We start from the raw sequence: 22931 nt of genomic DNA, 5'->3' as shown, positions 1-22931 counted from the left end.
TTGATGATCGCCGCGGAGGCGGTCCCCTTCGTCAAATCCGGCGGACTCGCGGACGTCGTGGGCTCGCTGCCGAAGGCGCTCGTCGCCGGCGGCGCGGACGTCCGCGTCATGCTGCCGAAGTACGAGGATATCCCCGCGAATTTGCTTGCAAGCGCGGAGCCGGTCGCGGAGTTTACCGTGCAGGTCGGGTGGCGGCGGCAATATTGCGGCGTATCGCGGCTGTCGCACGAAGGGATTACGTATTATTTGCTGGATAACGAATTTTACTTCAAGCGCCCCGGACTGTACGGCTACGGCGACGACGGCGAGCGGTTCGCGTATTTCTGCCAGGCGGCGCTCGAAGCGATCTCGAGGCTCGGCTGGAAGCCGGACGTGCTGCATTGCCATGACTGGCATACGGCGCTCGTCCCGGTGTTCCTGCGGGCGCACTACGGCTGGAATGACTTCTATGCGGGCATGCGCTCCGTCTTCACGATCCATAACTTGAAATACCAAGGCGTGTTCGGCTACGGGGCGTTGCGGGACTTGCTGAACTTGGGAGACGAGCACTTCCATGCGAACGCTCTCGAGTTCTACGGCAACGTCAACTATATGAAGGGGGCGCTCAATTACAGCGACTTCCTGACGACGGTCAGCCCGACGTACGCGAAAGAAATCCAGACGCCGCATTACGGCGAAGGGCTGGACGGCACGCTGCGGCATCGCCGCGACGCGCTGCTCGGCATCGTGAACGGGATCGACTACGACGCGCTCGACCCGGGTACGGACCCGCATCTGCCTGCGCATTACCGGCTGTTCGCGAAGGACGATCCGGGGAAGGCGGCCAACAAGGCGGCGCTGCAGCAGGAGCTCGGTCTGCCCGTACGGACGGACACGCCGATCGTGTCGCTCGTGACGCGTCTCGTCGAGCAGAAAGGCATCGATCTCATCTCGCACGTGCTCGAGGAGCTCTTGCGGGAGGAACTGCAACTCGTCGTGCTCGGGGCGGGGGAATCGCGGTACGAGAAGCTGTTCCGCGACGCGGCGTACCATCATCCGGCGCGGATGTCGACGAACTTAAAGTTCGACGAAGGGCTCGCACGGCGCATCTACGCGGGATCCGACTTGTTTCTAATGCCGTCGAAGTTCGAACCGTGCGGCATCGGGCAGATGATCGCCATCCGGTACGGGACGGCGCCGATCGTCCGGGAGACGGGCGGCCTCGTCGATACGGTGAAGCCCTATAACCGTTATACGGGCGAAGGGCACGGCTTCTCGTTCACCCATTACAATGCGCACGAGATGCTCGATACGATCCGCTTCGCGCTCGGAATCTATCGGGACGAAGCGCATTGGTCCGCCGTTCGGAGCAACGTCGCGGCGCAGGATTTCAGCTGGAACGCGTCCGCGAAGCAATATTTGGAGTTGTACGCAAGCTTGATTTCGAAGTGAAGCCGGAGGTTATTTACTTATGACGTTGATTCGTAATTTAGAGCCGCACGAGCTGGACGCGTCGCTGACGCTCAGCGAGTTCGCCTTCCAATACCGCGTGGCGCCGGACGAGCGGGAGGCGCGTCTCGCGACGATGAAGCCGCACCAGCAATGGGGAGCGTTCGTGGACGGCGTTCTCGCGGCGAAATATACGCTGCTCGACCTCGAAACGTGGATTCACGGGGTCAAGTTCGCGATGGGCGGGCTGGCCGGCGTGGCGACGTGGCCGGATTACCGCCGGCAAGGGCTGGTGGCGAAGCTGCTCGGCCATTCGCTCGAGACGATGCGGGCGAACGGGCAGACGGTGTCGTTCCTGCACCCGTTCTCGTTCCCGTTCTACCGCAAGTTCGGATGGGAATATTATACGGATGTGAAAAAATACGAAATTTCGTTCGCGAAGCTGCCGCCCGCGCCTCCGGAGACGGCGCGCGTTCGCCGGGTCGCGAACGACGGCTCGCTTCTCGACGCGACGTACGCCGCTTATGCGAGCCGCTACTCGGGGACGCTCGTTCGTTCCGAGGAATGGTGGCAGGAACGTATCTTCTACCGCTCCCAGGAAACGACGGCCGTCTATGAAGATGCTTCGGGCAACATGCAAGGGTACGTGTGCTACGAGGTCAAGGACCGGACGTTGTCGGTCAGCGAATTCGTCGCGCTTACCGAGGAGGCGCGGCGGGCGCTGTTCGGTTATGTCCGCAATCACGACTCGATGGCGGAGACGCTTACGCTGTCCGCCCCGGCGGACGATCCGCTCGCCTTCCTGCTGCCCGACCCGCGGGTGAAGCAGGAGCTCGTGCCGTATTTCATGGCACGGGTGGTGGACGCGGCGGCGTTCGTCGCCGCATACCCGTTCGTCGCGGGGGCCGGCGCGACGGTGCGGCTGCGCGTGAGCGACGCGCACGCGCCGTGGAACGACGGCGCGTGGACGCTCGCCGTCGACGACGCCGGGCGCGGCACGCTCGCGCCCGACGAGAGCGGCGCCGCGGACGGCGCCGCTCTGCTATGCGGCATCGCGGCGTTCACCGCGATGACGATCGGCGCGCGGCGCCCGGCCTTCCTGCATGCCGCCGGCCTGCTGCGGGGCCCCGCCGACGCGGTGGAGGCGCTGGAGCGCGTTCTGCCCGCGCGACAGACGTATCTCGCCGACTTCTTCTAATCTGCCGTCTTAGCCCTTCCCCATGAAAATCGGTTCAATCCGGGCGAAATCATGGTATGATAAGGGGAAAGGCGGTGGACATGCGACGATGGAAGACAACAATCCGACGACTCGAAAACAAATCGTGACCATGCTGCGGAAGCGCGGGCCGCTGAACGCGAACGATATCGCGAAGCAGCTGGGCATCTCCGACATCGCCGTGCGCCGTCACTTGAACAACCTCGAACGGGATCGCATCATTCGCTCCGAGACGGTGCGTCAAGCGATGGGGCGGCCGACGTTCGTGTATTCCTTGACCGAGCATGCGGAGGATTTGTTCCCGAAGCATTACGCGGACATTACCCTAGAGTTCTTGAACGACGTGCGGGAGCTGCAAGGACCCGGCGCGATCGACGCGCTGTTCGAACGTCGGGAAGAGCGGCTCGAGCTGAAGTATAAAGAACGAATGCACGACAAGCCGGCGGGCGCAGGCGGAACGGAAGCGCTGGCGGCCCGCGTCGACGAGCTGGCCGCGATTCAGGAAGAGCGCGGCTATATGGCGGATTGGCGCGAGGAGCGCGCCGAAGGCGGCGCTTCGTACGTCATTACTGAACACAACTGCCCGATCCACGCGATCGCCCACAACTACACGCAGGCGTGCGACAGCGAGCTAAGCTTATTCCGCAAGGTGCTCGAGGCCGAGGTGGAGCAGGTGGAATGCAAGGCGAAAGGCGGACAGCGGTGCGTGTACGTGGTGAAGCCTAAGACATAGCTCGACCGCGACCCCCATGCTCTGCGAGCCTCCGGCGTCCGTACGCCGCCGGGAACGAACCGAACAACCTTAGCCGAAGCGCCGGCTAAGGTTGTTTTTCGTTCCCGCGGTCTTTACGAATCGCAGAAGTAGGGAAGGGGGCGGGGCATACGGAACTTCTTAGCCGGCGTCGCCTTTTCGTGACGACTTGTTGTTTTCTCATGACCTATCGTCAATCGATCCGCCGCGGCGCTTCTGTCCATGGCTTTTCGCGCTTATGGCGATCCCGTCTACTTGTGTGCTTGGTCGAGTGTGCCGGAGAGCGCCTACCCCCGAGACCACCGGTACCGGCTCTTGTTCCCGCTGCCGGTGGAGAGGGAACAAACATGAGCGCGGGCGAATCCCCATGGATGAAGGACGCGTTGGCTCGGGCGGTCGCCAAGATCGTCGCGAACAGCCGGCGCATCGGCGCGTCGTTCCCGCACAAGGCGGGAGTTTATCCGGCCGGACGGCTCCTGTCATCACATCGTCCGCTTCGATCCGCGCACGGGCCGACGGGAACGAGCGCTCGCCGGGCAAGGCTATCGGGAGGACTCGGCATGGAGCCGAGGACAGGCATGGGCGCTGTACGGCTTGGCGTCAGCGCATCGCTACACGAAGGAGCCCGCGTACCTGGCCGACGCGGGCCGCGTCGCGGATTTCTTCCTCGAGGGGGTTCCGGAAGGCGCCGTCCGCATCTTGAAATCCGTTGGACGAGCGTTACGGCGCGTGGAATCGCTCGGACGAAGAAGGGCTGATCGTCAAGGGGGCGGTCGCTGCCACCAAAAACGGCAGGTGTCCCTGATCTACGGCGACTTCTTCTTCGCCGAGGCGCTGCAGAAAGCCGCAACCGGACACCATTTCTTTTGGTAGCGGATACTCCCGCGCCGAACGCCTCGGGGAAGTTTCCCCCGAGGCGTTTTTCCGGTTAGGAGCCCTTACTTTCGGACTATGCCGTAAAAATTTAATGATGTATAATATTGCCTGGCGAGAGCAGTCTTTTTTTTTGCTAGGCGGCGTGGATTTTCCGCTCGCGCATGATACATTATGTAGAGAAGCCGTATCGGGGGAGGCGCCGCATGTTCGTATACGATAAAATCAGCATTTTGGTCACGTTATTGAATATCGGCCTGGCCGGCTTCGTCATCTTCCTTGAGCGGCGGAACGTCGCGGCCACCTGGGCGTGGCTGATGGTGTTGTTGTTCCTGCCGATCGTCGGGTTCGTCGCCTACGTGTTCTTCGCGCAAAATTTAAGCAAGCGGAAGATGTATAAGCTCGAACGCGAAACCGAAGCGAGGCTGGCGGGCATCATCGAAGCGCAGCGTTCGGAGTTCAAAGAGCGCGCGCTGCCGTTCCGGGATCCGGTCATGAATCGGTACCGCGACCTGATGTATATGAACTTGATGAGCAGTTCCGCCGTCTTCACCCAAAACAACGACGTCCGCATCTTTACCGACGGGCGCGAGAAGTTCGAATCGCTGCTCGCCGATATTCGAGACGCGAAGGAGAGCATTCATCTCCTGTACTATATCGTCAAGGACGACGCGCTCGGGAATCGGATTCTCGACGCGTTGATCGAGAAGGCGGAGGCAGGCGTCGAGGTTCGCTTCCTGTACGATCAGATCGGCAGTTACCGGCTGTCCTCGAGCTTCTTCCAAGGCTTGACGAAAGCGGGCGGGCATGCCGCCGCCTTCTTCCCGTCGAAGATTCCGTATGTGAACATCCGCGTGAACTATCGGAACCACCGCAAGCTCGTCGTCATCGACGGGAGGTACGGATACATAGGCGGCTTTAATATCGGAGACGAGTATCTCGGACTCGATCCGCGGCTCGGCTATTGGCGCGACACGCATCTGCGCATCGTCGGCACCGCCGTGCTTCAGATGCAAATTCAGTTCATGTTGGACTGGAATTTAGCCTCGCACGCGAAGATTACCGCGGACGAGAAGTATTTTCCGGCGTCGGGGCTGCAGGGCGAGGTCGGCGTCCAGATCGTCTCGAGCGGTCCGAACTTCTCGATCGAGCATACCCGCAACGTCTACTTGAAAATGATTCACGCGGCGAAGGAGCGCATCTATATCCAGACGCCGTATTTCATACCGGACGAGAGCGTCCTGACCGCGCTGAAGATGGCCATCCTGTCCGGCGTCGACGTCCGGGTCATGATCCCGGGCAGGCCGGACAAGCGGATGGTGTATTGGGCTTCCTATTCGTACTTGGGCGATTTATTGCAATTGGGGATGCGCTGCTTTTTGTACGACCGCGGATTTCTGCACGCGAAGACGATCGTCGTCGACGGCGAGATCGCCTCGGTCGGCACCGCGAACTTCGATATTCGCAGCTTCCGCTTGAATTTCGAAGTGAACGCCGTGCTGTACGATACCGACACCGCCGGCCGGCTGCGGAGCATCTTCGAGGAGGATATGACGTATTGCCGCGAATTGACGTTCGAGCAATATCAGAACCGCACGAAGGGGGAGCGGTTCCGCGAATCCTGCATTCGGCTGCTGTCGCCGATCTTATAGTTTCCTTAGGCGGTTTCGGTGACGGAGTCGCTCCTCGGCGCTTCATCGGCGAAGCGCGCGTTGATCCGCTTGCTCAGGACGAGAGACACCGCGACCAAGGCGAGAATGAAGAGCAGGCGCCATGGCTGCTCGAAGTAAACGCCGGGATCGTGCCCGAAGTACGAGATCGTGAAGATCATAATCGCTTTGCCCCCGGAGACGGCGAGGGCGAACGATCGAACGTTCATGCGCGTCAAGGCGGCCGCCGTATTGACGACGACGAACGGTCCCGCCGGGAGAATGCTTAGCAAGAACACGTAACTGAACGCACGCTGTCGGATCCAGTGCATCGCCCTCGCGACCTTCGGTCTGCGGCCCCACCGCAGCATGATCGGATGCTCCGCGATTTTGCGGACGATCAGGAACGTCGTAATACAGCCGGCGACCATGCCGATCCACGTATACAGAAACCCTACCCACAGACCGTACACGACGGCGTTCCACCCGACGATGACGATCGTCGGAAGCGGAGGGACGAACGACTTGAGGAACGGGACGAGCAGACCGGGCAACGGCCCCCACGACCGATAACGGTCCAGCCATTCCGCGAGACGTTCCTCGGTCAGCATAGAGAGAAGGTCGGCGATCATGCTAGCGCTCACCCGTTTTCGATAAATTTTTTAACGACGGCATCTGTTCCATAGTACTAGAAGGAAGGGATAGCGACAAGCGCAAGGCGCTTGCTCTTCCGCGGTCCGCCCTGTAGAATGGAACTTTACCGAAAACAAGGAGGCTTCATTGTGATCCAACGCACTGTATTGTTGAAATTCGACGAAGCGACGACGCCCGAGACGCTCCAGGAGGTCATCGCGCGATTCAAGGCGCTGAAGAACGACCTGACGGGGATCTCGGAAATTCACGCGGGACTCAATATGGCGGAGCGCAGCAAGGAATATCAAGTCGTCCTCATGGTGCGGTTCGAGGATCGCGCCGCGCTAGAGGCGTACACCGTCAACGAGCGGCATCAAGCCGTCGCGGCGTTCATCCGCGATTCAGGCCGTCTTGACAGCATCGGAGTCGATATCGAAATCTAATACGGCACCGGAGAACGATCTCCCGCAGGGCGGGGGTCGTGTTTTTTATTTCCCTTGACGGCTAACGATCGTTAGCATCCTTGCCGCGCTCTTGAGTTCTCGCATTCGTTAAGGCGCTTTGAGCTTCCCGGTATTTTGAATAATCGCGTCCGTATCGAAGTCGATGCCCAAATTCGGGAAATCCTTCGATCTCCAATGCTCCAACCGTTCCCGCGGGAACTTGTTTCGGAACCATTGGCCCGAGCTGAGAATATCGGCGCGATGCGCCTGCGCGGTTCGGAACATGCGGCCGAACTTCTCCGTCAACTGACGGTCCAACTCTCGACGAATCAAGTCAGGGCTCGGATCGCCTCGGGTTTCCAGCACCGTGACCTTCATTCGAAGACGGGAAATAAGGAAGGGGCGGCCGCCGACGAGGGAGCTTCGATGCGAGACGGGATTGCCGACGACGTGAACGGTGGCATGATCCATCACCTCGATGTACCCGTTCGTGCTCCGCCCGTTGAAGGCGTTCACCATGAACGTCTCTTCCGGGACGATGCGACCGACCATCTTCCCGTTCTTGATGATCGCGGAACCGTCGAACCGGATCGCGGTGTCGGTGCCTATCCGTACGATCGGCACCGCAAGATCCCGAGTATAGGAATGAATGCTGCGAAACAATTGCCATACCCGGGTTTCGGTTATTTGCGGACTTCGCCCGATATTGTTTTCAAACAAATTGCAGATGGCGATCGCGTCGTGCTTTCCGTCGGTCAGGTGGGCGAAAAATTGGTCCAGCGGATCTTCGCAGACGTGCCATCGTTTTCGGAGACACGTCTCTTGATCACATAAATCCGGATACGCTGTCCTTGAGTCCGTTCTCGGCCACTTTCCGATCGAAGATGGCGAACTTCAAATGCAGCAGATCGACGTTCGTCTCCAAATTCATCCCGATCCGTTCCACGACGTCGTTGATCGTCTTTCCGGTTTCGGTGACGACCTCACCTTGAACGAGCCTCGTACCCGGACCGGGAATATACAAAACGACCCGATACTGTCCGTTCGCTTCGGCGACGCCCATGAGGGTCGGCAGCGCCCGATGATTGATGTCGCGGTCCGTTGGACGATGCCGTCAAGGCTGGTAGTATTCTCCGGTCGACCAATGCGGCGGACGAGCGAAGGCAAACGGCAACTTCGTGCCCGCGTCCCCTGAAGCCGCGTTCAGCTGGGCTTGGGTGAGGAAGAGGCCGCCGGCGAGGTTCGCCCCCCGCACGTCCGCGTCGCGGAAGTCGGCGCCGATCAAGTCGGCCCCGGTCAGATCGGCGCCGCGAAGGTCGGCGGCGATCAAGAAGGCGCCCCTTAGATTGGCGCCTCGTAGATCGGCGCCTCGTAAGTTGGCGCCGACGAGGTCGGCGCCGCGTTCGTAAGTCCTCCGCCGGCGGGAAGGCGGGATTCGCGCGAGCGTCTCGGCGCGAACCAGCTCGCTGGTGCGCAAGAGCAGCGCGTTGACGTTCGCCCGATGCGCGTTCACATCGATCTTCGCGATTCGCTCGGGGTCAAGGGAGGCGAGGCGCTCGGTCTCTTCCAGCGATTCGCGCAGCGCGGCTCGAATCGATTCGGCGGCCGGAAGCTCGAGCGCTTCGGAGAGGTACCAGAGCAGCTCATGGAGCGAGCGCAGAATCGGGAGCGTCTCGAACATCAGCTGCGCGCTTTCCGGCGCTTGCCGCCAGTCGATGCCGCGGAAGCCGGAGCGGGACAGCTTCTGCCCCGCGCCGAAGCAATCGAACGTCGTACAGCCCTTCAAGCCGTTCTCCCGTAACCCGGCATGGATGCCGCAGCGGAAGTCCGAGCGAAGGTGCCGGCAAGGCGTCCCGGCGTCTTTGTCGAAGGCGAAGTCCGCCGAAGCGGCGAAAGGGAGGGCGACGCAGCATAAGCCGATGCAGTTCTCGCAATCGGCCGTCAGATCGCGGCGGCGAGGTTGGGTTTGGTTTTGGTTCATGACGTGGTTCTCCAATCTATTGTTTCCTAACCTGTAGTATAAGACAGGATGAATACGAGATTCATTACTTTTTTCGCAATCAGGAGGAGGGCGGCCCCGCAATTTCGTGCACGAAAAGTCGGAGGCGGATCGGAGCGCTCTGGTAAGCTATAATCAGAGGGAAGGAGGAGAGCCGCCTCGTATGAACACGATGGAGCACTTGAACGATGCGATGCGTTATATCGAAGAACGGCTGACGAGCGAGATCGACTTCAAGGAAGTCGCGCGGCGGGCATATTGCTCGGAATACCATTTCAAGCGAATGTTCTCGTTTCTCGCGGGCGTGCCGTTGTCCGAATACATTCGCCGGAGACGCCTGACGCTCGCCGCCTTCGAGCTGCAGTACTCCCGGGACCGGATCCTCGATATCGCCTTGAAGTACGGGTACGATTCGCCGGACGCGTTCGCCAGAGCGTTCCAACAATTCCACGGCGTCACGCCGTCCGAAGCGAGAAGTCATGGGAGGTCGCTGAAATCCTTCCCTCGGATGTCGTTTCAACTTACGATACAAGGAGGAGCCGAAATGAAGTATCGGATCGAAGCGAAAGAGCCGTTCCGCCTCGTCGGAATCAAGAAGAGAGTGCCGATCGTCTTCCACGGGGTCAACCCGGAGATCGCCGAGATGGCGGCGAGTCTCGACGAAGCGAAGATCGCCCGATTGAAGGAGCTGTCCGACACGACCCCGTCCGGGATCATCAGCGGGTCGGCGAATTTCTCCGAGGGGCGAATGGAAGAGCGAGGGGAGCTCGACCATTACATCGGCGTCGCCACGACGAAAGCTTGTCCGGAGGAATTCGAAGCGCTGGACGTTCCCGCGTCGACCTGGGCCGTATTCGAATCCGTCGGACCGTTCCCGGAAACGCTGCAAGGGATTTGGGGGCGGATCTATTCGGAATGGTTTCCGTCGTCGAGTTACGAGCTGGCGCCGGGACCGGAGATGCTGCGGCACGAAAGCAAGGATTTCGCGTCCCCGGCGTTCCGGAGCGAAATTTGGATACCCGTTACGAAAAAAACGACGATCTAACGCCAGAAGAGCCGGCTTCCTTCGAAGCCGGCTTTGTCATGTTCCGGCAAAAAGATGGAATGATAAGGAACAAAGGGGGAACGACCGATGAGCGAAACGTTATTGGCGGAGCTGAAGCAATTCGTCGAGGAGCTGGAGCGCAAGGAGCGAAGCGTCGTGTATCGCGTACCGGACGAAGCGGTGAAGAACGTAAAGCGGGCGAAGTCGCTGGAGCCGCTGCTTCACGATATGTTCATGCAGGCGATCGGGCCCGGCGGGATTCGTCTCCAGCCGATCCTTCGAAGGGAGTTCGGTATCGATGCCGCTCTGATGGACCGACTCGACCAGTGGGCTCCTTACGACAAGGAACGTATGGCGGATGCGCTGCACGACGCCGTCGACCGAGCCGAGATCCGGGCGGGCAACCAAGGGGTGTTCTTCAAGGGCACCCCGAGCCGAGAGGAAGCGCAGGAAGCGCTCCGGATTCTTAGATCGATCGCGCATGCCGCGGTCGCGATCCGCTTCGACGAACGAACCGCCGGGCCGGAGCCGTATGTAGAGATGCTGGACGGATCGCTCCGATTTTACGCGTTGCCGAGTACGTTCCCGGAAGGAACTCCCGCGGATTACCGCAGCCTTCTATCGGAAGGGCGGCTCGCCTCTATGTCGGGGAGCGCCGACGTGACGAGCGCTCTGAAAGCATACGCCAGAGCATGGTACCAGCGGTCCTCTCTCACCTTCCTGGAGAACCCGGACGACTATTTCTCCTACGAAGAGGTCGAGCCATTGCTGTATGCGATGACGGAGGAACAGACGGAGCGGCTTCGGGCGCGTTATATCGAGCGCATCCGAGCGCTATTCGCGGCAGTGCGAAGGGAGAACGATCTCGATCGCGCGCGGAAGGTAACGACGATGCTGGAGACGGTCATCGGCTGGCAAACCCGACCGATCCGATAAGCGTCCGCTCCGTCCGCTATTCCTTTATTCTTTTCAACGTGTTCAAAATTTCGATAAGCGCTTTAAAGCTTTTCGTCATCGCCGTCGCGGAGCCGAAATTCATGACGATTCGGATATCGGATTCGGGGCTGCTGAACATGTGCGCGGCGACGATCCCGATATGCCCCCTCAACCGCGGGAGGTTTCTCAGCAGAAAGAAGAACTCCTCGAAACGAATCTCCATCATGCCGTACCCGTAATGGATCCCGGGTCGGAATCGGTTCGCGAAGTCGTCCATCACGCGAAGCGAGTCCGGACGGAGGAAGCCTCCTTTTCTAAGCGCCTGTAAGAACGTCATAAGGTCTCCGGTCGTCGTAATTACGCCGCCGCCGGCCCAGTCGCAGCTCATGCTGCGATACCGGCTTATCTCGACGCCGTTCAGCCAGATGTCTTGGATCGGTCTGATCCCGCGTTTCGGTTCGCCGTAAAACATCAAGTACGAGTCGTCCATCCGCAAGGGGGCGAAAATGTGTTGATCGAGACATTCGCCGAAGGGGATGCCGGTAACGCGTTCCACGATCAGGCCCAGCAAGATGTAACCGGTATCCGAGTAATGAAATACCGTTCCCGGAATGCCTACGCATCGTTGATGTCGTCTCGTGAAATCGACCAATCGTTCCGGAGTCCAATATTCATCGGGGCGACGAACGATGCGTTCCAGGAATGAAGGGGAGCGATGGACGGGACCCTCGAAATAATCGGCGACGCCCGAGGTGTGTCCGAGCAGCTGCTTGACGGTCGCTTGATCCGCGTAATCCTTGTCTTGGTACACGAAGAGATCGCTCAACTCGGAACGGGATAAATAATTCGCGATCGGATCGTCGACGGCGAGCGCTCCTCGCTCGGCTAGCTTCATCACGAGCGCGGCGGTGAATACCTTCCCGATGCTGGCCGAATGGAACGGCTGGTCGCGGTCGAACGGCGCGCCGTTCAGCGCGGAGAGGCTGCCTTCGGAGAAGCGATAGGACAAGCTCTCGCTCTCCACATGGACTTGCAAACCGGTCTGATCGCGGCCGCTTCGCAGCGCTCGGGAAAAATACGCATCGAGATGCGCTTTCGCTTCCGCCTTACTTAGAGGTCTCGTGGATAAGCGGTAGAGCAACGCGAATCCGATCAACCCGGCCGCAACGAGAAGGAATAACGCTGCTTCCCAATAGGGCATACCCATCGCCTCCGTGGATGTCGATTGAAATTGTTTTCGGAATATATTACTATTAGATATGTATCCAATAGTAAGGTTTGGACGAGTCGGTTGTCAATCGCTTCAAGGAGATCGATCGATGGAATATGTCGTGCTAGGGTTGTTGATTCTGAAAAGTCAGACGCTTTATGAATTGAATAAGGCATTCCAGCAAGGGATCGCGTTGTTTTACAGCGCCAGCTACGGCAGCTTGCAAACGACGTTGAAAAAATCGCTGAACCAAGGGCACATCGGGTTTCGGGAACAAGTGGACAAAGGCCGCAACAAAAAGGTGTACTTCATTACGGAAGCGGGAACGAAGGCGTTCATGGAATGGATGGAAGCGGAGCTTCCGACGAGCCGATTGGAATCCGCCGCGCTCACGAAAGTATTTTTCTTGGGCTTGATCGACGGCGCGGAGAAAAGAAGGTTCATGATTCAAGATATCGTTGAGAAAATACAATCCGTCCAAACCGATCTTCAACGCATGGACAAGCGCTTACAACAAATCCAAGTGCCCGATGCGCACGCGGATACGTTCGCCTACCAACGAAAGACGTTGGATTACGGCATCGAGGCGCATCGATTCGCTAGACGTTGGTTCGAGGATCTGCTGACGGAGCTGCGACAACTCGAAGAGAAGGCATAAGAGGAGCGAATCGCCATGGCGGTCGGACATGCCCTGCGTTCGATCTTGAACCGATACTTTACTGGAAATTCAATGGATTATAAGCAAACGTTCGGCATTATTCTCCCGATTTTCGTGGATAATGCTTTTCTTATTATCATGAGCTTGTTGAATACCGCGATGATCGGTTCCGCGGGCGTCGCCGCGATCAGCGCGGTCAGCATGGTGGAGTCGCTCAACCTGTTCATCGTGAATTTATTCCTTGCCTTGGCCGCGGGCGGAACCGTTATCGTCGCGCAATACAAAGGCGGCGGTCGACACGAGATGGTGTCGAAGGCGGTCTCGCAAGCCGTCTCGCTCGTTACGATCGTCTCTGTCGTCATTAGCGTATCGGTCATCGTCTTTCATGCGGGAATATTGAAGTTTTTGTTCGGAGGCGCGGAAGCCGAAGTGTTCGACAACGCCCGAATCTTCTTGATCGGCAGCTGCTTGACGTTCCCGCTCCTCGGGGCGTACCAAGCGGTGTCCGGCGCGTTGCGGGGCGTCGGCGCGACCAAGGTCAGCTTGTTCTTGTCGGTCATTATGAATCTTACGAATTTCGTCTTGAATATCGTATTTATCGTACTGATGGATTTAGGGGTCGTCGGATTGGTATTCTCCTTGATCGCGGCGAGAATCGTAGGGGTGGCCGCATCGATGTATTATTTGATCCGGCATAGTCCCAACCTTCATTTCCAGTGGAGTCACCTATGGAAGCTAGACGGGACGATCGCCAAGAAAATTGTGTTTATCGGCGTCCCGTTCGCCATGGAGCAGATGTTCTTCAACGGCGGAAAATTGCTGACGCAGACGTATATCGTCCAATTCGGGACGATGGCGCTGACGGTCAACGCGATCGGCAGCACGATCGCAGGGGTGTACCAAATCGGAGCGAACGCGTTGTCCATCGCGATCGTGACCGTCGTCGGACAGAGTATCGGACGGAAGGACATCCAGGACGCCCGCAAATTCGTCAAATCGTTCATGGGTCTGTCCACGATCTGGTTCGGGCTCGCGACGGCGGTCATCTTGCCGTTCTTCCCGTATCTCGTACGCCTGTTTTCTCCGCCGGAGGACATTATCCCGACGGTCTTTACGTTAGTCGTCCTGATCGCGATCGCGCAGCCGCTGTTTTGGACGTTGAGCTTCTTATTGCCTTCGGCGTTGCGGGCGGCCGGGGATTCGAATTACACGTCGATTACGGCGCTGCTTACCATGTGGTTGGTCCGGGTCGTGCTCGGTTACCTGTTAGGCGTAACGTTCGGATTCGGCATTATCGGCGTCTGGGTCGCCATGATCGTCGAATGGGGCGTTCGCGGACTGTTCTTCGCTTGGAGGTTCAAGGGGGACAAGTGGTACCGTCACAACTTGGTATAGAACCGTTTCGGAATAGGAGAAGTCGATGCACGTGATGACGACGCCGATCGTATCCACCAAACTGTATGCGCCAGAGCCGCGCGCGAACGCGGTATCCCGCCCTAGGCTACTGGAACGCTTGAACGAAGGGGCGCGGCGTAAGCTTACGCTCATATGCGCTTCCGCCGGCAGCGGGAAGACTACGCTCGTCGGAGAGTGGCTAGCCGGCTGCTCGATGCCGGCCGCATGGGTGTCCTTGGACGAAGGGGACAATGAACCGTCCCGCTTCTTGACGTATGTGGTCGCGGCGCTGCAGACGATCGTTCCGCATCTCGGGCAGGGCGCGTTCGGTTTACTGCGCTCGCCCCAGCCTCCCCCTCCGGACTACGTGATTTCGGTCTTATTGAACGAACTCGATTCCGTACCCGGGAAGTTCATCCTCGTCTTCGACGACTACCATGTCATCGACGCGGAGCCGGTCGAGCAGGCAGTCGCCTATCTCGTCGAGCGCATGCCGCCGCGCATGCATGTCGTCATCGCCGCCCGCGAGGAACCCAGACTGCCCGTCGCCCGGCTGCGGGTTCGGGATCAGCTGACGGAGGTGCGCGCGGCGGATTTGCGATTCACTCCCGTCGAGACCGAATCGTTCTTGAACGAAGTCATGGGATTGCGGCTCTCCAAGGAAGCCGTCGCGGCGCTCGATCAACGAACGGAGGGATGGATCGCCGGATTGCAATTAGCGGCGCTGTCCGTCATGGGGCGCTCGGACGCCGAGCGAAGCGCGTTCTCCTTCTCCGGCGGCGAACCGTACGTGACGGACTATCTATTAGAAGAGGTGCTGCAGCGACAGCCGGCGTCGGTGCAGCGGTTTCTGCTGTATACGTCCGTCCTCGACCGGTTTACCGGATCGCTGTGCGACGCCGTTCTTCATGGGGGTTGCGGGGAATCGGGCTTGACCTTCGAGTCCGGGCAGGATGTCTTGACCTATTTAGAGCGGTCGAATCTGTTCCTCGTTCCGTTAGATCGGGAGAATACCTGGTACCGATATCATCATCTGTTCGCCGAGCTGTTAAGGCAGCGCCTCCGCCGCGCCGATCGTTCGTCTCCCGAAGGCGGAGCGCGGCTCGAGAGGAGGCTGCATGAAAGCGCCGCAGCGTGGTACGAAGCTCATGATCTCGAACTGGAAGCGTTCCGACACGCGACGGCCGCAGAGGATATCGACCGCGCCGCCCGCTTGGCGGAGGGGAAGGGGATGCCCTTGCCGTTCCGCGGCGCGGTGGCTCCCGTCCTGGATTGGTTAGGCTCGCTTCCCGAAGAAGCGTTAGACGCTAGGCCCTCATTTCGCGTCATGCATGCCTCCGCCTTACTGTTGACGGGGAACACGAGCGAGATCGAGCCGAAGCTGCAAGCCGCGGAAGCGGCGCTGCGGAAGATGCCTCCGGACGATGCCGTCCGGGACCATATCGGACATATCGCCTCCATCCGTGCGACGCTCGCGGTGAGCCAGCACCAGTCGGCGAAGATCCTAGCGGAGTCCCGTCGCGCTTTGGAGCATCTGCATCCGAACAACCTTCCCGTTCGAACGGCAACGACGTGGGCGTTAGGACATGCGTATCAGCTCCAAGGCAAGCGGGCGGAGGCAGAAGCCGCGTACGCCGAAGCGTTCGCGGTCAGCGAGCGGATCGGCCATGTCGCGATCGCGGTCATGGCGGGAACCGGGCTCGGCAACGTGCAGGAAGCGGGAAATCTGCTGTTCGCGGCGGCCGACACGTACCGGCGCGTGCTCGCGTTGGCCGGGGATCCTCCGCTGCCCGCCGCATGCGAAGCGCACCTAGGTCTCGCCCGGGTCTGCTGCGAGTGGAACGATTTGGCCGCGGCGGAGCGCCACGGGGCGGAGGCCGTTCGGTTGGCTCGGCACCTGGAGCATACGGACCGAGAGGCGGCGATCGAAGTGTTTCTTGCCAAGCTGAAGCTTGCGCGGGGAGACTGGGGCGAGGCCGCCGCGATGCTAGCCGCGGCCGAACGGATCGCGCGGCAGCGGGATTACGCGCTTCTGCTGCCCGGAATCGCGGCCGCTCGAGCGCTTGCGCTGCTCCGCCAAGGCAACCCCGAAGCGGCGGAGCGGTTGATGCAACAGGGCGAGCCATCGCTCGTTCTGGTCCGAATCCGCTTGGCGCAAGGACGCACGGCCGAAGCTATGGCGGACGCGGAGCTGCTGCGCGGGCGCGCGGAAGCGATGGGCTGGGAGGATGAACGGCTGCAGGCGACGATTTTGCTCGCGCTCGCGCTGCAAGCCGGCGGGGAACGGGAGCCGGCGAGGCGCGCGCTGGCGGATGCGCTCGCGCAGGCGGAGCCCGGCGGCTTCGTCCGCGTCTTCGCCGACGAAGGGGCGCCGATGCGCCGCTTGCTGCGGGACGCTGCCGCTCAAGGCGTCATGCCCTCGTACGCCTCGAAGCTGCTAGCGCACTTCGAGGCGCCGGAACGGGCGGAAGGGAAACCCTTCCGGTCTGCCGAGACGCTCGCGGAACCGCTCGCAGTACCGCTCGCAGTACCGCTCTTCGAGCCGCTCAGCGAACGCGAGATCGAAGTGCTGCGGCTGATCGCGGAAGGTCGCTCGAACCGAGAAATCGGCGAGCGATTGTTTCTTGCGCTGAGCACGGTGAAAGGGCATAACCGGATCATCTTCGACAAGCTTCAGGTCGAGCGGCGCACCGAGGCGGTCGCCCGCGCCCGCGAGCTGGGACTGTTGTGAGCTTTCCTTTCCCAAACCATACTTTAGTAGCTATATATACATACCGTCCGGGCGATATACTACTCGAAACACGCGGTCTGGGAGGAAAGCTATGAAAGCGGTAGTGTGCACGAAGTATGGAGGTCCGGACGTCTTGAAGCTTGCAGAGGTGGAGAAACCCGTTCCGAAAGGCAACGAAATCTTGGTTAAGGTTCATGCGACGACCGTGGCGTCCGGGGATTTGCGCGTCCGGGGCTTCGTCAGTCCGGTCTTGTTCTGGCTTCCGATGCGAATCGTCTTGGGGATTAGCAAACCGAGAAATGCCGTACTGGGGGTGGAATTGGCCGGGGAGGTCGTAGATGTAGGGAATCGGGTGAAGCGGTTTAAGAAGGGAGACCGAATCTTCGCGTTAACCGGGATGAAGTTCGGCGGATATGCCGAATACGCCACGATCCCGGAACATGCGACGGTTGCGCGCATGCCGTCGAACGCGACCTACGGGGAGGCCGCCGCCATACCGTTCGGAGGCACGTCAGCGCTGTATTTTCTTCGGAAGGGCGGCATTCGCAGCGGACAACGGGTGCTGATCTACGGAGCGTCCGGGTCGGTGGGCACGTCCGCGGTGCAGCTCGCGAAGCATTTCGGAGCGGAAGTGACCGCGGCGTGCAGCGCGGCGAATGCGGACTTCGTGAAGTCGCTGGGAGCGGACGACGTCGTCGACTATGCGAAAGAGCCGATAACCGCCGGCGGGAAGCGGTACGATCTCGTACTGGACGCCGTCGGGAAGCTGGTGAAATCGGAGACGACGAACGCGTTGGCGCCGGGCGGGAACTATACGACGGTCGACGGTCAGGGGATCGCCAAAGTGAGTCAGGCGGATTTACAATTCCTTAAAGATTTGTACGAGGCGGGGAAGCTCCGCGCCGTCATCGACCGACGGTACCCGCTCGCGCAAATTCCAGAGGCGCATCGATACGTCGAGACCGGACGCAAGAAGGGCAACGTCGTCATAGACGTCGCGGATGATGCATAACGGAACGAACCGTATTTTACGTATAGGAAGGAGCCTGGGGTCGGAGAGGGACCATCCGGGCTCCGGGTCCGCGTTCCTACGTGAACCGCTTGTTGTCCAGTACGAGCAACTGGGAAGAGGATTGTTTGGCTGCGGATTTCGTATGGTCCACGAGGTTGACGATATCGCGGTACGCGATCTTTGCCCCATAGAGCAATAACGGGACGCCGATCGCGTCGATTTTCAACCAACGGGAAAGCATCCCTCCCAAGGTCATGGGGAGCGGCACCGTCGGAGAGGTGTTGGACAGGACGATCTTTTCGCGCAATTTGTGTTCCTCCATCAGCATCGACAACAGATTTACGGCCCCTGGAATTAAGATCTTGGACTTGCCCCGTCCCATCGTGTAAACCGGGTTCCCTTCGTCGTCGATCCCGTGGAAAAACAGTTTCCCGCGATCCGCGTACACAAGCTTGTTGAAGTTATGCGTCGTAAGGATTTCGCGATCGGTCGGCGCCCGCGTCGGGGTTAATTTCTTCAAATGATACGCCGCGGCCAACACGGTCGTATGGGTACCGCCGAAGTCATTATAGATGTATATCATGGAACCGCCCCTCGATAAGCATCCATCCAAAAAATTCTTGAGTATTATTTTCTTTCTTCGCTCCGCCCATACTCTCGACGACGAAGTTCGGTTTCGGCTATTGCATCATCGCTGCCGGTACCCGTTCTTCCGATCAATCCATAGTAAAAGAGACGATCGATATCTTGAAGCAGCGTAGGGCTCGATTGTGCGATAAATCCTGGCCGAGCGAGCGCTTCTTTAAACATTTGAATATAAAATAATACCGCGTCTATGGAAAGATTCGGGTCGATACAGCCTTCTTGCTTACCGATTTGGATCAATTTCTTGAAAAAAGGAATCGTCCGCTCCTTGTAAAACGCCTCGATATATTCGCGAACCGCCGGTTCGCTGCCGATCTGAACGAGATCCATGCTCATCCGCTCCGCCATTTCGCCCCGGCCGCGCAGAAACAATTCCAGTTTCTCTTGAAAAGGGATCGCTTTCTCCAACAATTCCTCATACTTGTTCATCGATTGATTCATAAGATCGATCAGCGTCATCCGAACAAGCTCTTCCTTGCTACCGAAATAATTATAGATCGAAACGGGAGAAACGTTGGCCAGCTTGGCGATTTCCGCGATACTCGTTTTTTCGATCCCGAATTTGCTGATCAAGTCGAAGGTTGCCCGCATAATTTGCTCTTTCTTCTTTTCCGTCCGCAATCGATAACCGTTCATATACTACGCCCACCTCAAGAAGTACTATACCGAATGTTTTGTAACGTTTCAATCCAGCCGTTACAAAATCATGTTGCGCTAGGATTGTTGTAGTTATAAAATGAATTTAATGAACTATATAATTACAAAACATAAAAAGGATGTGTGCTCATGAACCGCATACCTGGTCCCCATTCCATCGTAGGCTGGAGATGGAACATGTTCCGTTTCTTCCGTAGTCCGTTCGCATTCCAGCGATGGCTGTATGAAACGTACGGCACGCTTTCCGCCCTTGGTCAAGGCGACAAACCTTCGACTGTGTTCGCCTTCGGTCCCGAGATGAATCGTCAAATTTTATCGAATCCGGATTTTTTCGAAGTCAGTACGGCATTGGTCAAGATCCCTAAAGACACGGAAATGGGGGAATTGTTCTACAACAACCTATTGCTCATGTCCGGCGACAAACATAGACAGCATCGTCGTCTGATGCAGCCGGCCTTTCAACATGACCAAATCGGAAAGTACGGCCACGATATGGCGACGATCACCCATCGCTTGGCCGACGAATGGAGGGGGAGGACGGACATCGACTTGAACGTCGAAATGAAAAAGCTGACGCAGCGGATCGCCGTAAAGACGCTATTCGGCGTGCAGGACGAGGAAGGGATGGATCGGATGGGGACGCTGATCAACCGAATGACGCGATCTCTCTTGCTTGTCACCCTCGCGCCCGTCAATCTTCCCTTTACTCCTTACCATCGCGCTTTGCGAATTGCGGAACAGCTCCATGCGCAAATTCGTTTCATGCTTCAAGAGAAACGGCGCGAACCGGATAAAACCGATGTGCTTGCCGCATTGATTCGAGCGCATGACGAGGACGGCGCCACATTAACGGACGAAGAGCTGATCGGCCATACGTTCTCGCTCTACGTCGCCGGGCACGAAACGACGGCCAACGCCTTGACTTGGGCGATTTATTTACTCATCCAGCACCCGGATATGTATTCGAGCGTTATAGAAGAGTTGAACGTCGTCCTGAGCGGCAGCCCGCCGACGTTGGAGCAGTTGAGTCGACTACCGCTGCTTGACGGCGCGATCAAAGAGAGCTTGCGTCTGTTGCCCCCGGCCAGTATCGGTACCCGGGTCACCGCCGCTCCTTGCGACTTGGGCGGATATTCCCTTCCGGAGCGTACGAACGTCTTTTTCAGCCAGCTCGTCACGCATCGTCTACCGGAGCTGTACGAAGAGCCGAACCGGTTCAAGCCGCAGCGTTGGGAGACGATCAAACCGACTGCGTTCGAATATTTGCCGTTCAGCGCGGGACCTCACATGTGTATCGGTTGGCATTTCGCCATGCAGGAGCTCAAGATCGTCCTTGCCGTCCTCCTTCAGCGGTATCGGTTCTCGGTTGTCCGCGATGCAAGAATCAGTCCGAATCTGATGATGCGTCCCGTTCACGGGATGCCGATGCGCATCGGCCGGCAGGACGGGAGGTTCGAACGGGTACCGGTGCGGGGCACCATCGATCGGATGATCGAATAGGGATCGGATTAGGGTTTCTCGCCAGGTTGGGGTACAATAAATGAAAGATTTTCCCAACCCCATCAAACTCTGCACAAGAAGGCGGTGCCCCATGACGACGAACAAGAAACCGAATCGATTAGCGCAGGAAAAGTCGCCGTATTTGCTGCAGCATCAATACAATCCGGTCGAATGGTTCCCCTGGTCGGACGAGGCTTTCGAGAAAGCGAAACAAGAAAAAAAGCCCATTTTCTTATCCATCGGTTATTCGACTTGCCATTGGTGCCACGTTATGGAGCGCGAGTCGTTCGAGGACGACGAGGCGGCGGCGCTGTTGAACCGCGAATTCGTCTCGATCAAGGTGGACCGCGAGGAACGTCCCGACGTGGACAACCTCTACATGACCGTCTGCCAGGCGATGACCGGGCAAGGCGGTTGGCCGCTGACGATCGTCATGACGCCGGACAAGAAACCGTTTTTCGCGGGCACGTACTTCCCGAAGCGGAAGCGATTCGGCCGGAACGGATTGGTCGACATTCTGGAGCAAATCGCGGAAAAGTGGAAAGAAAACGCGCAGCTCGTCATCGACGCCGGGGAGACGGTCGCCGATCAGACGGCTCGCCGGATGATCTCGAACCTGAAGGGCGAAGTCACGGAGTCGTCGCTGGACGAATCGTTCGTCATGTACAAGCAGCTGTTCGACGGCGAGTACGGCGGTTTCGGCCAGGCGCCGAAATTTCCGACGCCGCATAACCTGATGTTCCTGCTGCGGTATTACGCTTCGACCGGGGAGGACGACGCGCTGCATATGGCCGAGAAAACGCTCGACGCCATGTACCGCGGAGGTCTGTTCGATCATGTCGGCTTCGGCTTCGCGCGATATTCGACCGACCGGGAATGGCTCGTGCCGCACTTCGAGAAGATGCTGTACGACAACGCGCTGCTCGGCATGGCGTACACGGAAGCGTATCAGCTGACCGGCAAAGCGAAATATCGAGAAATCGCGGAACTCGTATACGCGTACGTCCTGCGAGATATGAAGGAGCCGGGCGGAGGATTCTACTCCGCGGAAGACGCCGATGCCGAAGGGGTAGAGGGCAAGTTTACCGTCTGGACGCCTGACGAGGTGCGCGACGTATTAGGCGAGGACGACGGCGAATGGTTTTGCGACGTCTACGGCATTACCGCGGAAGGCAACTTCGAAGGACGCAGCATTCCGAATTTGCTGCACGGGTCGCTCGAGTCGCAAGCGGCGCGGAGCGGGACGGAGGAGGCGGCGTTCGTCGATCGGGCCGATCGGCTGCGCCACAAGCTGTTCCTCCGCCGCGAGGAGCGCGTCCATCCGGAGAAGGACGATAAGGTGCTGACGTCGTGGAACGGCTTGATGATCGCTTCGCTCGCGAAGGCCGCCGCCGCCTTCGACCGGCCGGAGTACGCCGAAGCGGCGACGTCGGCGGCTCGCTTCGTTCTGGAGAAGCTGCGGACGCCCGAAGGCCGGCTGCTCGCGCGCTATCGCGACGGGGATTCCGCATTCCCGGGATATATCGACGATTATGCGTTTTTGACCTGGGGGCTGATCGAGCTGTACCAAGCGACGTTCGATCCCGAGCTGCTGCGAGTAGCGTCCGAGCTGACGCAGGACGCCGTTCGGTTGTTCTGGGACGAGGAAGACGGCGGCTTCTACTTCTACGGCTCCGATGCGGAGCAGCTGTTCACCCGGATGAAAGAAGTGTACGACGGCGCGATTCCGGCGGGCAATTCGGTGATGGCGAACAACCTGCTGCGATTGGCGCGTCTTACGGGAGAACAGCGGCTGGCCGGGTATGCGGAGCGGATCTTCGCGGCGTTCGCGGGGGCGGTCCAGCAGTACCCGACGGGACATGCGATGATGCTCATGGGGTTGTCGCTCGCGTATGGCAAACCGCGAGAGATCGTCATCGCGGGGGCGCGAGGGGACGCCGAGACGGAGGCGATGCTTCGAGCGGTGCGATCGGCGTTCCTGCCGGATGCGGTCGTGCTGCTGCGGGACGACGCGCTTGCGCATCTCGCCGACAAGACGCCGGTGAACGGCGCCGCCGCCGCGTACGTCTGCGAAAATTACGCATGCCAAGCGCCGGTAACGTCGGCGGAAGCGTTGAAGGCGGCGCTGAAGCCGGATAACGAATAAATTC

Annotated in this window: 21 protein-coding genes; 14 read left to right on the top strand and 7 right to left on the bottom strand. The window is 59.1% G+C overall.

Annotated elements, in window-relative coordinates; all coding sequences use genetic code 11:
• The first annotated feature begins 3 nt into the window (after positions 1-3).
• From glgA to cls, 5 genes are all read left to right on the top strand, one after another.
• The gene (glgA, locus tag RIN49_RS02355; RefSeq protein WP_309118902.1) at positions 4-1431 is read left to right on the top strand and encodes a glycogen synthase GlgA; all 1428 of its coding nucleotides are present in this window, start codon (positions 4-6) and stop codon (positions 1429-1431) included.
• Between the two features lie 19 nt (positions 1432-1450).
• Positions 1451-2626: a GNAT family N-acetyltransferase gene (locus tag RIN49_RS02350; protein ID WP_309118566.1), complete on the top strand. Its 1176-nt coding sequence runs from the start codon at positions 1451-1453 to the stop codon at positions 2624-2626.
• An 88-nt stretch (positions 2627-2714) separates the two neighbouring features.
• The gene (locus RIN49_RS02345; protein ID WP_309118565.1) at positions 2715-3377 is read left to right on the top strand and encodes a helix-turn-helix transcriptional regulator; all 663 of its coding nucleotides are present in this window, start codon (positions 2715-2717) and stop codon (positions 3375-3377) included.
• Positions 3378-3989: 612 nt separating this feature from the next.
• Positions 3990-4268, top strand: coding sequence for a hypothetical protein (locus RIN49_RS02340; RefSeq protein ID WP_309118564.1), 279 nt, complete (start codon positions 3990-3992; stop codon positions 4266-4268).
• Between the two features lie 206 nt (positions 4269-4474).
• Entirely contained in the window at positions 4475-5920 is a 1446-nt protein-coding gene (cls, locus tag RIN49_RS02335) for a cardiolipin synthase (protein WP_309118563.1), read from the top strand.
• A 5-nt stretch (positions 5921-5925) separates the two neighbouring features.
• On the opposite strand, the gene RIN49_RS02330 is transcribed toward cls, so the two are convergent.
• Positions 5926-6549 (bottom strand): TVP38/TMEM64 family protein, encoded by a 624-nt coding sequence (locus tag RIN49_RS02330; protein WP_309118562.1) that lies wholly within the window; start codon positions 6547-6549, stop codon positions 5926-5928.
• A gap of 150 nt (positions 6550-6699) precedes the next feature.
• Here RIN49_RS02330 and RIN49_RS02325 point away from each other — a divergent pair, with 150 nt between their 5' ends.
• Positions 6700-6993 carry a Dabb family protein gene (locus RIN49_RS02325; RefSeq protein WP_309118561.1) on the top strand — a complete coding sequence of 98 codons (294 nt, stop codon included), beginning with the start codon at positions 6700-6702 and terminating at the stop codon, positions 6991-6993.
• Positions 6994-7101: 108 nt separating this feature from the next.
• Here RIN49_RS02325 and RIN49_RS02320 read toward each other — a convergent pair whose 3' ends face one another.
• The 3 genes from RIN49_RS02320 to RIN49_RS02310 form a co-directional block, all read right to left on the bottom strand.
• The gene (locus RIN49_RS02320; protein WP_309118560.1) at positions 7102-7617 is read right to left on the bottom strand and encodes a Ger(x)C family spore germination C-terminal domain-containing protein; all 516 of its coding nucleotides are present in this window, start codon (positions 7615-7617) and stop codon (positions 7102-7104) included.
• A gap of 202 nt (positions 7618-7819) precedes the next feature.
• A complete protein-coding gene (locus RIN49_RS02315) occupies positions 7820-8083 on the bottom strand; it encodes a Ger(x)C family spore germination protein (RefSeq protein WP_483874275.1) in 264 nt (87 codons plus the stop codon).
• A gap of 24 nt (positions 8084-8107) precedes the next feature.
• Positions 8108-8974 carry a pentapeptide repeat-containing protein gene (locus RIN49_RS02310; protein ID WP_309118558.1) on the bottom strand — a complete coding sequence of 289 codons (867 nt, stop codon included), beginning with the start codon at positions 8972-8974 and terminating at the stop codon, positions 8108-8110.
• A gap of 181 nt (positions 8975-9155) precedes the next feature.
• Between RIN49_RS02310 and RIN49_RS02305 the strand changes: the two genes are divergently transcribed.
• Both RIN49_RS02305 and RIN49_RS02300 read left to right on the top strand, forming a co-directional pair.
• Complete coding sequence (locus tag RIN49_RS02305; RefSeq protein WP_309118557.1) at positions 9156-10037, top strand: AraC family transcriptional regulator; 882 nt, start codon at positions 9156-9158, stop codon at positions 10035-10037.
• 87 nt (positions 10038-10124) lie between these two features.
• Entirely contained in the window at positions 10125-10973 is an 849-nt protein-coding gene (locus RIN49_RS02300) for a hypothetical protein (RefSeq protein ID WP_309118556.1), read from the top strand.
• Between the two features lie 16 nt (positions 10974-10989).
• Here RIN49_RS02300 and RIN49_RS02295 read toward each other — a convergent pair whose 3' ends face one another.
• Entirely contained in the window at positions 10990-12174 is a 1185-nt protein-coding gene (locus tag RIN49_RS02295; protein WP_309118555.1) for a serine hydrolase domain-containing protein, read from the bottom strand.
• Between the two features lie 118 nt (positions 12175-12292).
• Between RIN49_RS02295 and RIN49_RS02290 the strand changes: the two genes are divergently transcribed.
• The 4 genes from RIN49_RS02290 to RIN49_RS02275 all read left to right on the top strand — a co-directional run bounded on the left by RIN49_RS02290 (position 12293) and on the right by RIN49_RS02275 (position 17979).
• Positions 12293-12841 (top strand): PadR family transcriptional regulator, encoded by a 549-nt coding sequence (locus RIN49_RS02290; RefSeq protein ID WP_309118554.1) that lies wholly within the window; start codon positions 12293-12295, stop codon positions 12839-12841.
• Between the two features lie 15 nt (positions 12842-12856).
• The gene (locus RIN49_RS02285) at positions 12857-14236 is read left to right on the top strand and encodes an MATE family efflux transporter (RefSeq protein ID WP_309118553.1); all 1380 of its coding nucleotides are present in this window, start codon (positions 12857-12859) and stop codon (positions 14234-14236) included.
• 25 nt (positions 14237-14261) lie between these two features.
• Entirely contained in the window at positions 14262-16967 is a 2706-nt protein-coding gene (locus RIN49_RS02280; RefSeq protein ID WP_309118552.1) for a winged helix-turn-helix domain-containing protein, read from the top strand.
• A gap of 91 nt (positions 16968-17058) precedes the next feature.
• On the top strand, positions 17059-17979 hold the full coding sequence (locus RIN49_RS02275) for an NAD(P)-dependent alcohol dehydrogenase (protein ID WP_309118551.1): 921 nt from the start codon (positions 17059-17061) through the stop codon (positions 17977-17979).
• A gap of 76 nt (positions 17980-18055) precedes the next feature.
• Here RIN49_RS02275 and RIN49_RS02270 read toward each other — a convergent pair whose 3' ends face one another.
• Entirely contained in the window at positions 18056-18562 is a 507-nt protein-coding gene (locus RIN49_RS02270; RefSeq protein ID WP_309118550.1) for a DUF3189 family protein, read from the bottom strand.
• Between the two features lie 44 nt (positions 18563-18606).
• The gene (locus RIN49_RS02265; protein ID WP_309118549.1) at positions 18607-19260 is read right to left on the bottom strand and encodes a TetR/AcrR family transcriptional regulator; all 654 of its coding nucleotides are present in this window, start codon (positions 19258-19260) and stop codon (positions 18607-18609) included.
• Between the two features lie 150 nt (positions 19261-19410).
• On the opposite strand from RIN49_RS02265, the gene RIN49_RS02260 reads away from it, so the two are divergent.
• Together RIN49_RS02260 and RIN49_RS02255 are read left to right on the top strand one after the other, a co-directional pair.
• Entirely contained in the window at positions 19411-20781 is a 1371-nt protein-coding gene (locus RIN49_RS02260) for a cytochrome P450 (protein WP_309118548.1), read from the top strand.
• A 91-nt stretch (positions 20782-20872) separates the two neighbouring features.
• A complete protein-coding gene (locus RIN49_RS02255) occupies positions 20873-22927 on the top strand; it encodes a thioredoxin domain-containing protein (RefSeq protein WP_309118547.1) in 2055 nt (684 codons plus the stop codon).
• Positions 22928-22931: the final 4 nt, after the last annotated feature.

It is taken from the genome of Paenibacillus sp. (genome assembly GCF_031177825.1).
Classification (GTDB): domain Bacteria; phylum Bacillota; class Bacilli; order Paenibacillales; family YIM-B00363; genus Paenibacillus_AE.
This window is presented reverse-complemented; position numbering and strand designations above follow the sequence as displayed.

Excerpts from the sequence above, each read along its gene's own strand:
- glgA (WP_309118902.1), top strand. The coding sequence starts at position 4 with ATGATCGCCGCGGAGGCGGTCCCCTTCGTCAAATCCGGCGGACTCGCG.
- RIN49_RS02300 (WP_309118556.1), top strand. The coding sequence starts at position 10,125 with ATGAGCGAAACGTTATTGGCGGAGCTGAAGCAATTCGTCGAGGAGCTG.
- RIN49_RS02350 (WP_309118566.1), top strand. The coding sequence starts at position 1,451 with ATGACGTTGATTCGTAATTTAGAGCCGCACGAGCTGGACGCGTCGCTG.
- RIN49_RS02305 (WP_309118557.1), top strand. The coding sequence starts at position 9,156 with ATGAACACGATGGAGCACTTGAACGATGCGATGCGTTATATCGAAGAA.
- RIN49_RS02255 (WP_309118547.1), top strand. The coding sequence starts at position 20,873 with ATGACGACGAACAAGAAACCGAATCGATTAGCGCAGGAAAAGTCGCCG.
- RIN49_RS02280 (WP_309118552.1), top strand. The coding sequence starts at position 14,262 with ATGCACGTGATGACGACGCCGATCGTATCCACCAAACTGTATGCGCCA.
- RIN49_RS02275 (WP_309118551.1), top strand. The coding sequence starts at position 17,059 with ATGAAAGCGGTAGTGTGCACGAAGTATGGAGGTCCGGACGTCTTGAAG.
- RIN49_RS02310 (WP_309118558.1), bottom strand. The coding sequence starts at position 8,974 with ATGAACCAAAACCAAACCCAACCTCGCCGCCGCGATCTGACGGCCGAT.
- RIN49_RS02295 (WP_309118555.1), bottom strand. The coding sequence starts at position 12,174 with ATGCCCTATTGGGAAGCAGCGTTATTCCTTCTCGTTGCGGCCGGGTTG.
- RIN49_RS02270 (WP_309118550.1), bottom strand. The coding sequence starts at position 18,562 with ATGATATACATCTATAATGACTTCGGCGGTACCCATACGACCGTGTTG.
- RIN49_RS02330 (WP_309118562.1), bottom strand. The coding sequence starts at position 6,549 with ATGATCGCCGACCTTCTCTCTATGCTGACCGAGGAACGTCTCGCGGAA.
- RIN49_RS02290 (WP_309118554.1), top strand. The coding sequence starts at position 12,293 with ATGGAATATGTCGTGCTAGGGTTGTTGATTCTGAAAAGTCAGACGCTT.
- RIN49_RS02260 (WP_309118548.1), top strand. The coding sequence starts at position 19,411 with ATGAACCGCATACCTGGTCCCCATTCCATCGTAGGCTGGAGATGGAAC.
- cls (WP_309118563.1), top strand. The coding sequence starts at position 4,475 with ATGTTCGTATACGATAAAATCAGCATTTTGGTCACGTTATTGAATATC.
- RIN49_RS02265 (WP_309118549.1), bottom strand. The coding sequence starts at position 19,260 with ATGAACGGTTATCGATTGCGGACGGAAAAGAAGAAAGAGCAAATTATG.
- RIN49_RS02345 (WP_309118565.1), top strand. The coding sequence starts at position 2,715 with ATGGAAGACAACAATCCGACGACTCGAAAACAAATCGTGACCATGCTG.
- RIN49_RS02285 (WP_309118553.1), top strand. The coding sequence starts at position 12,857 with ATGGCGGTCGGACATGCCCTGCGTTCGATCTTGAACCGATACTTTACT.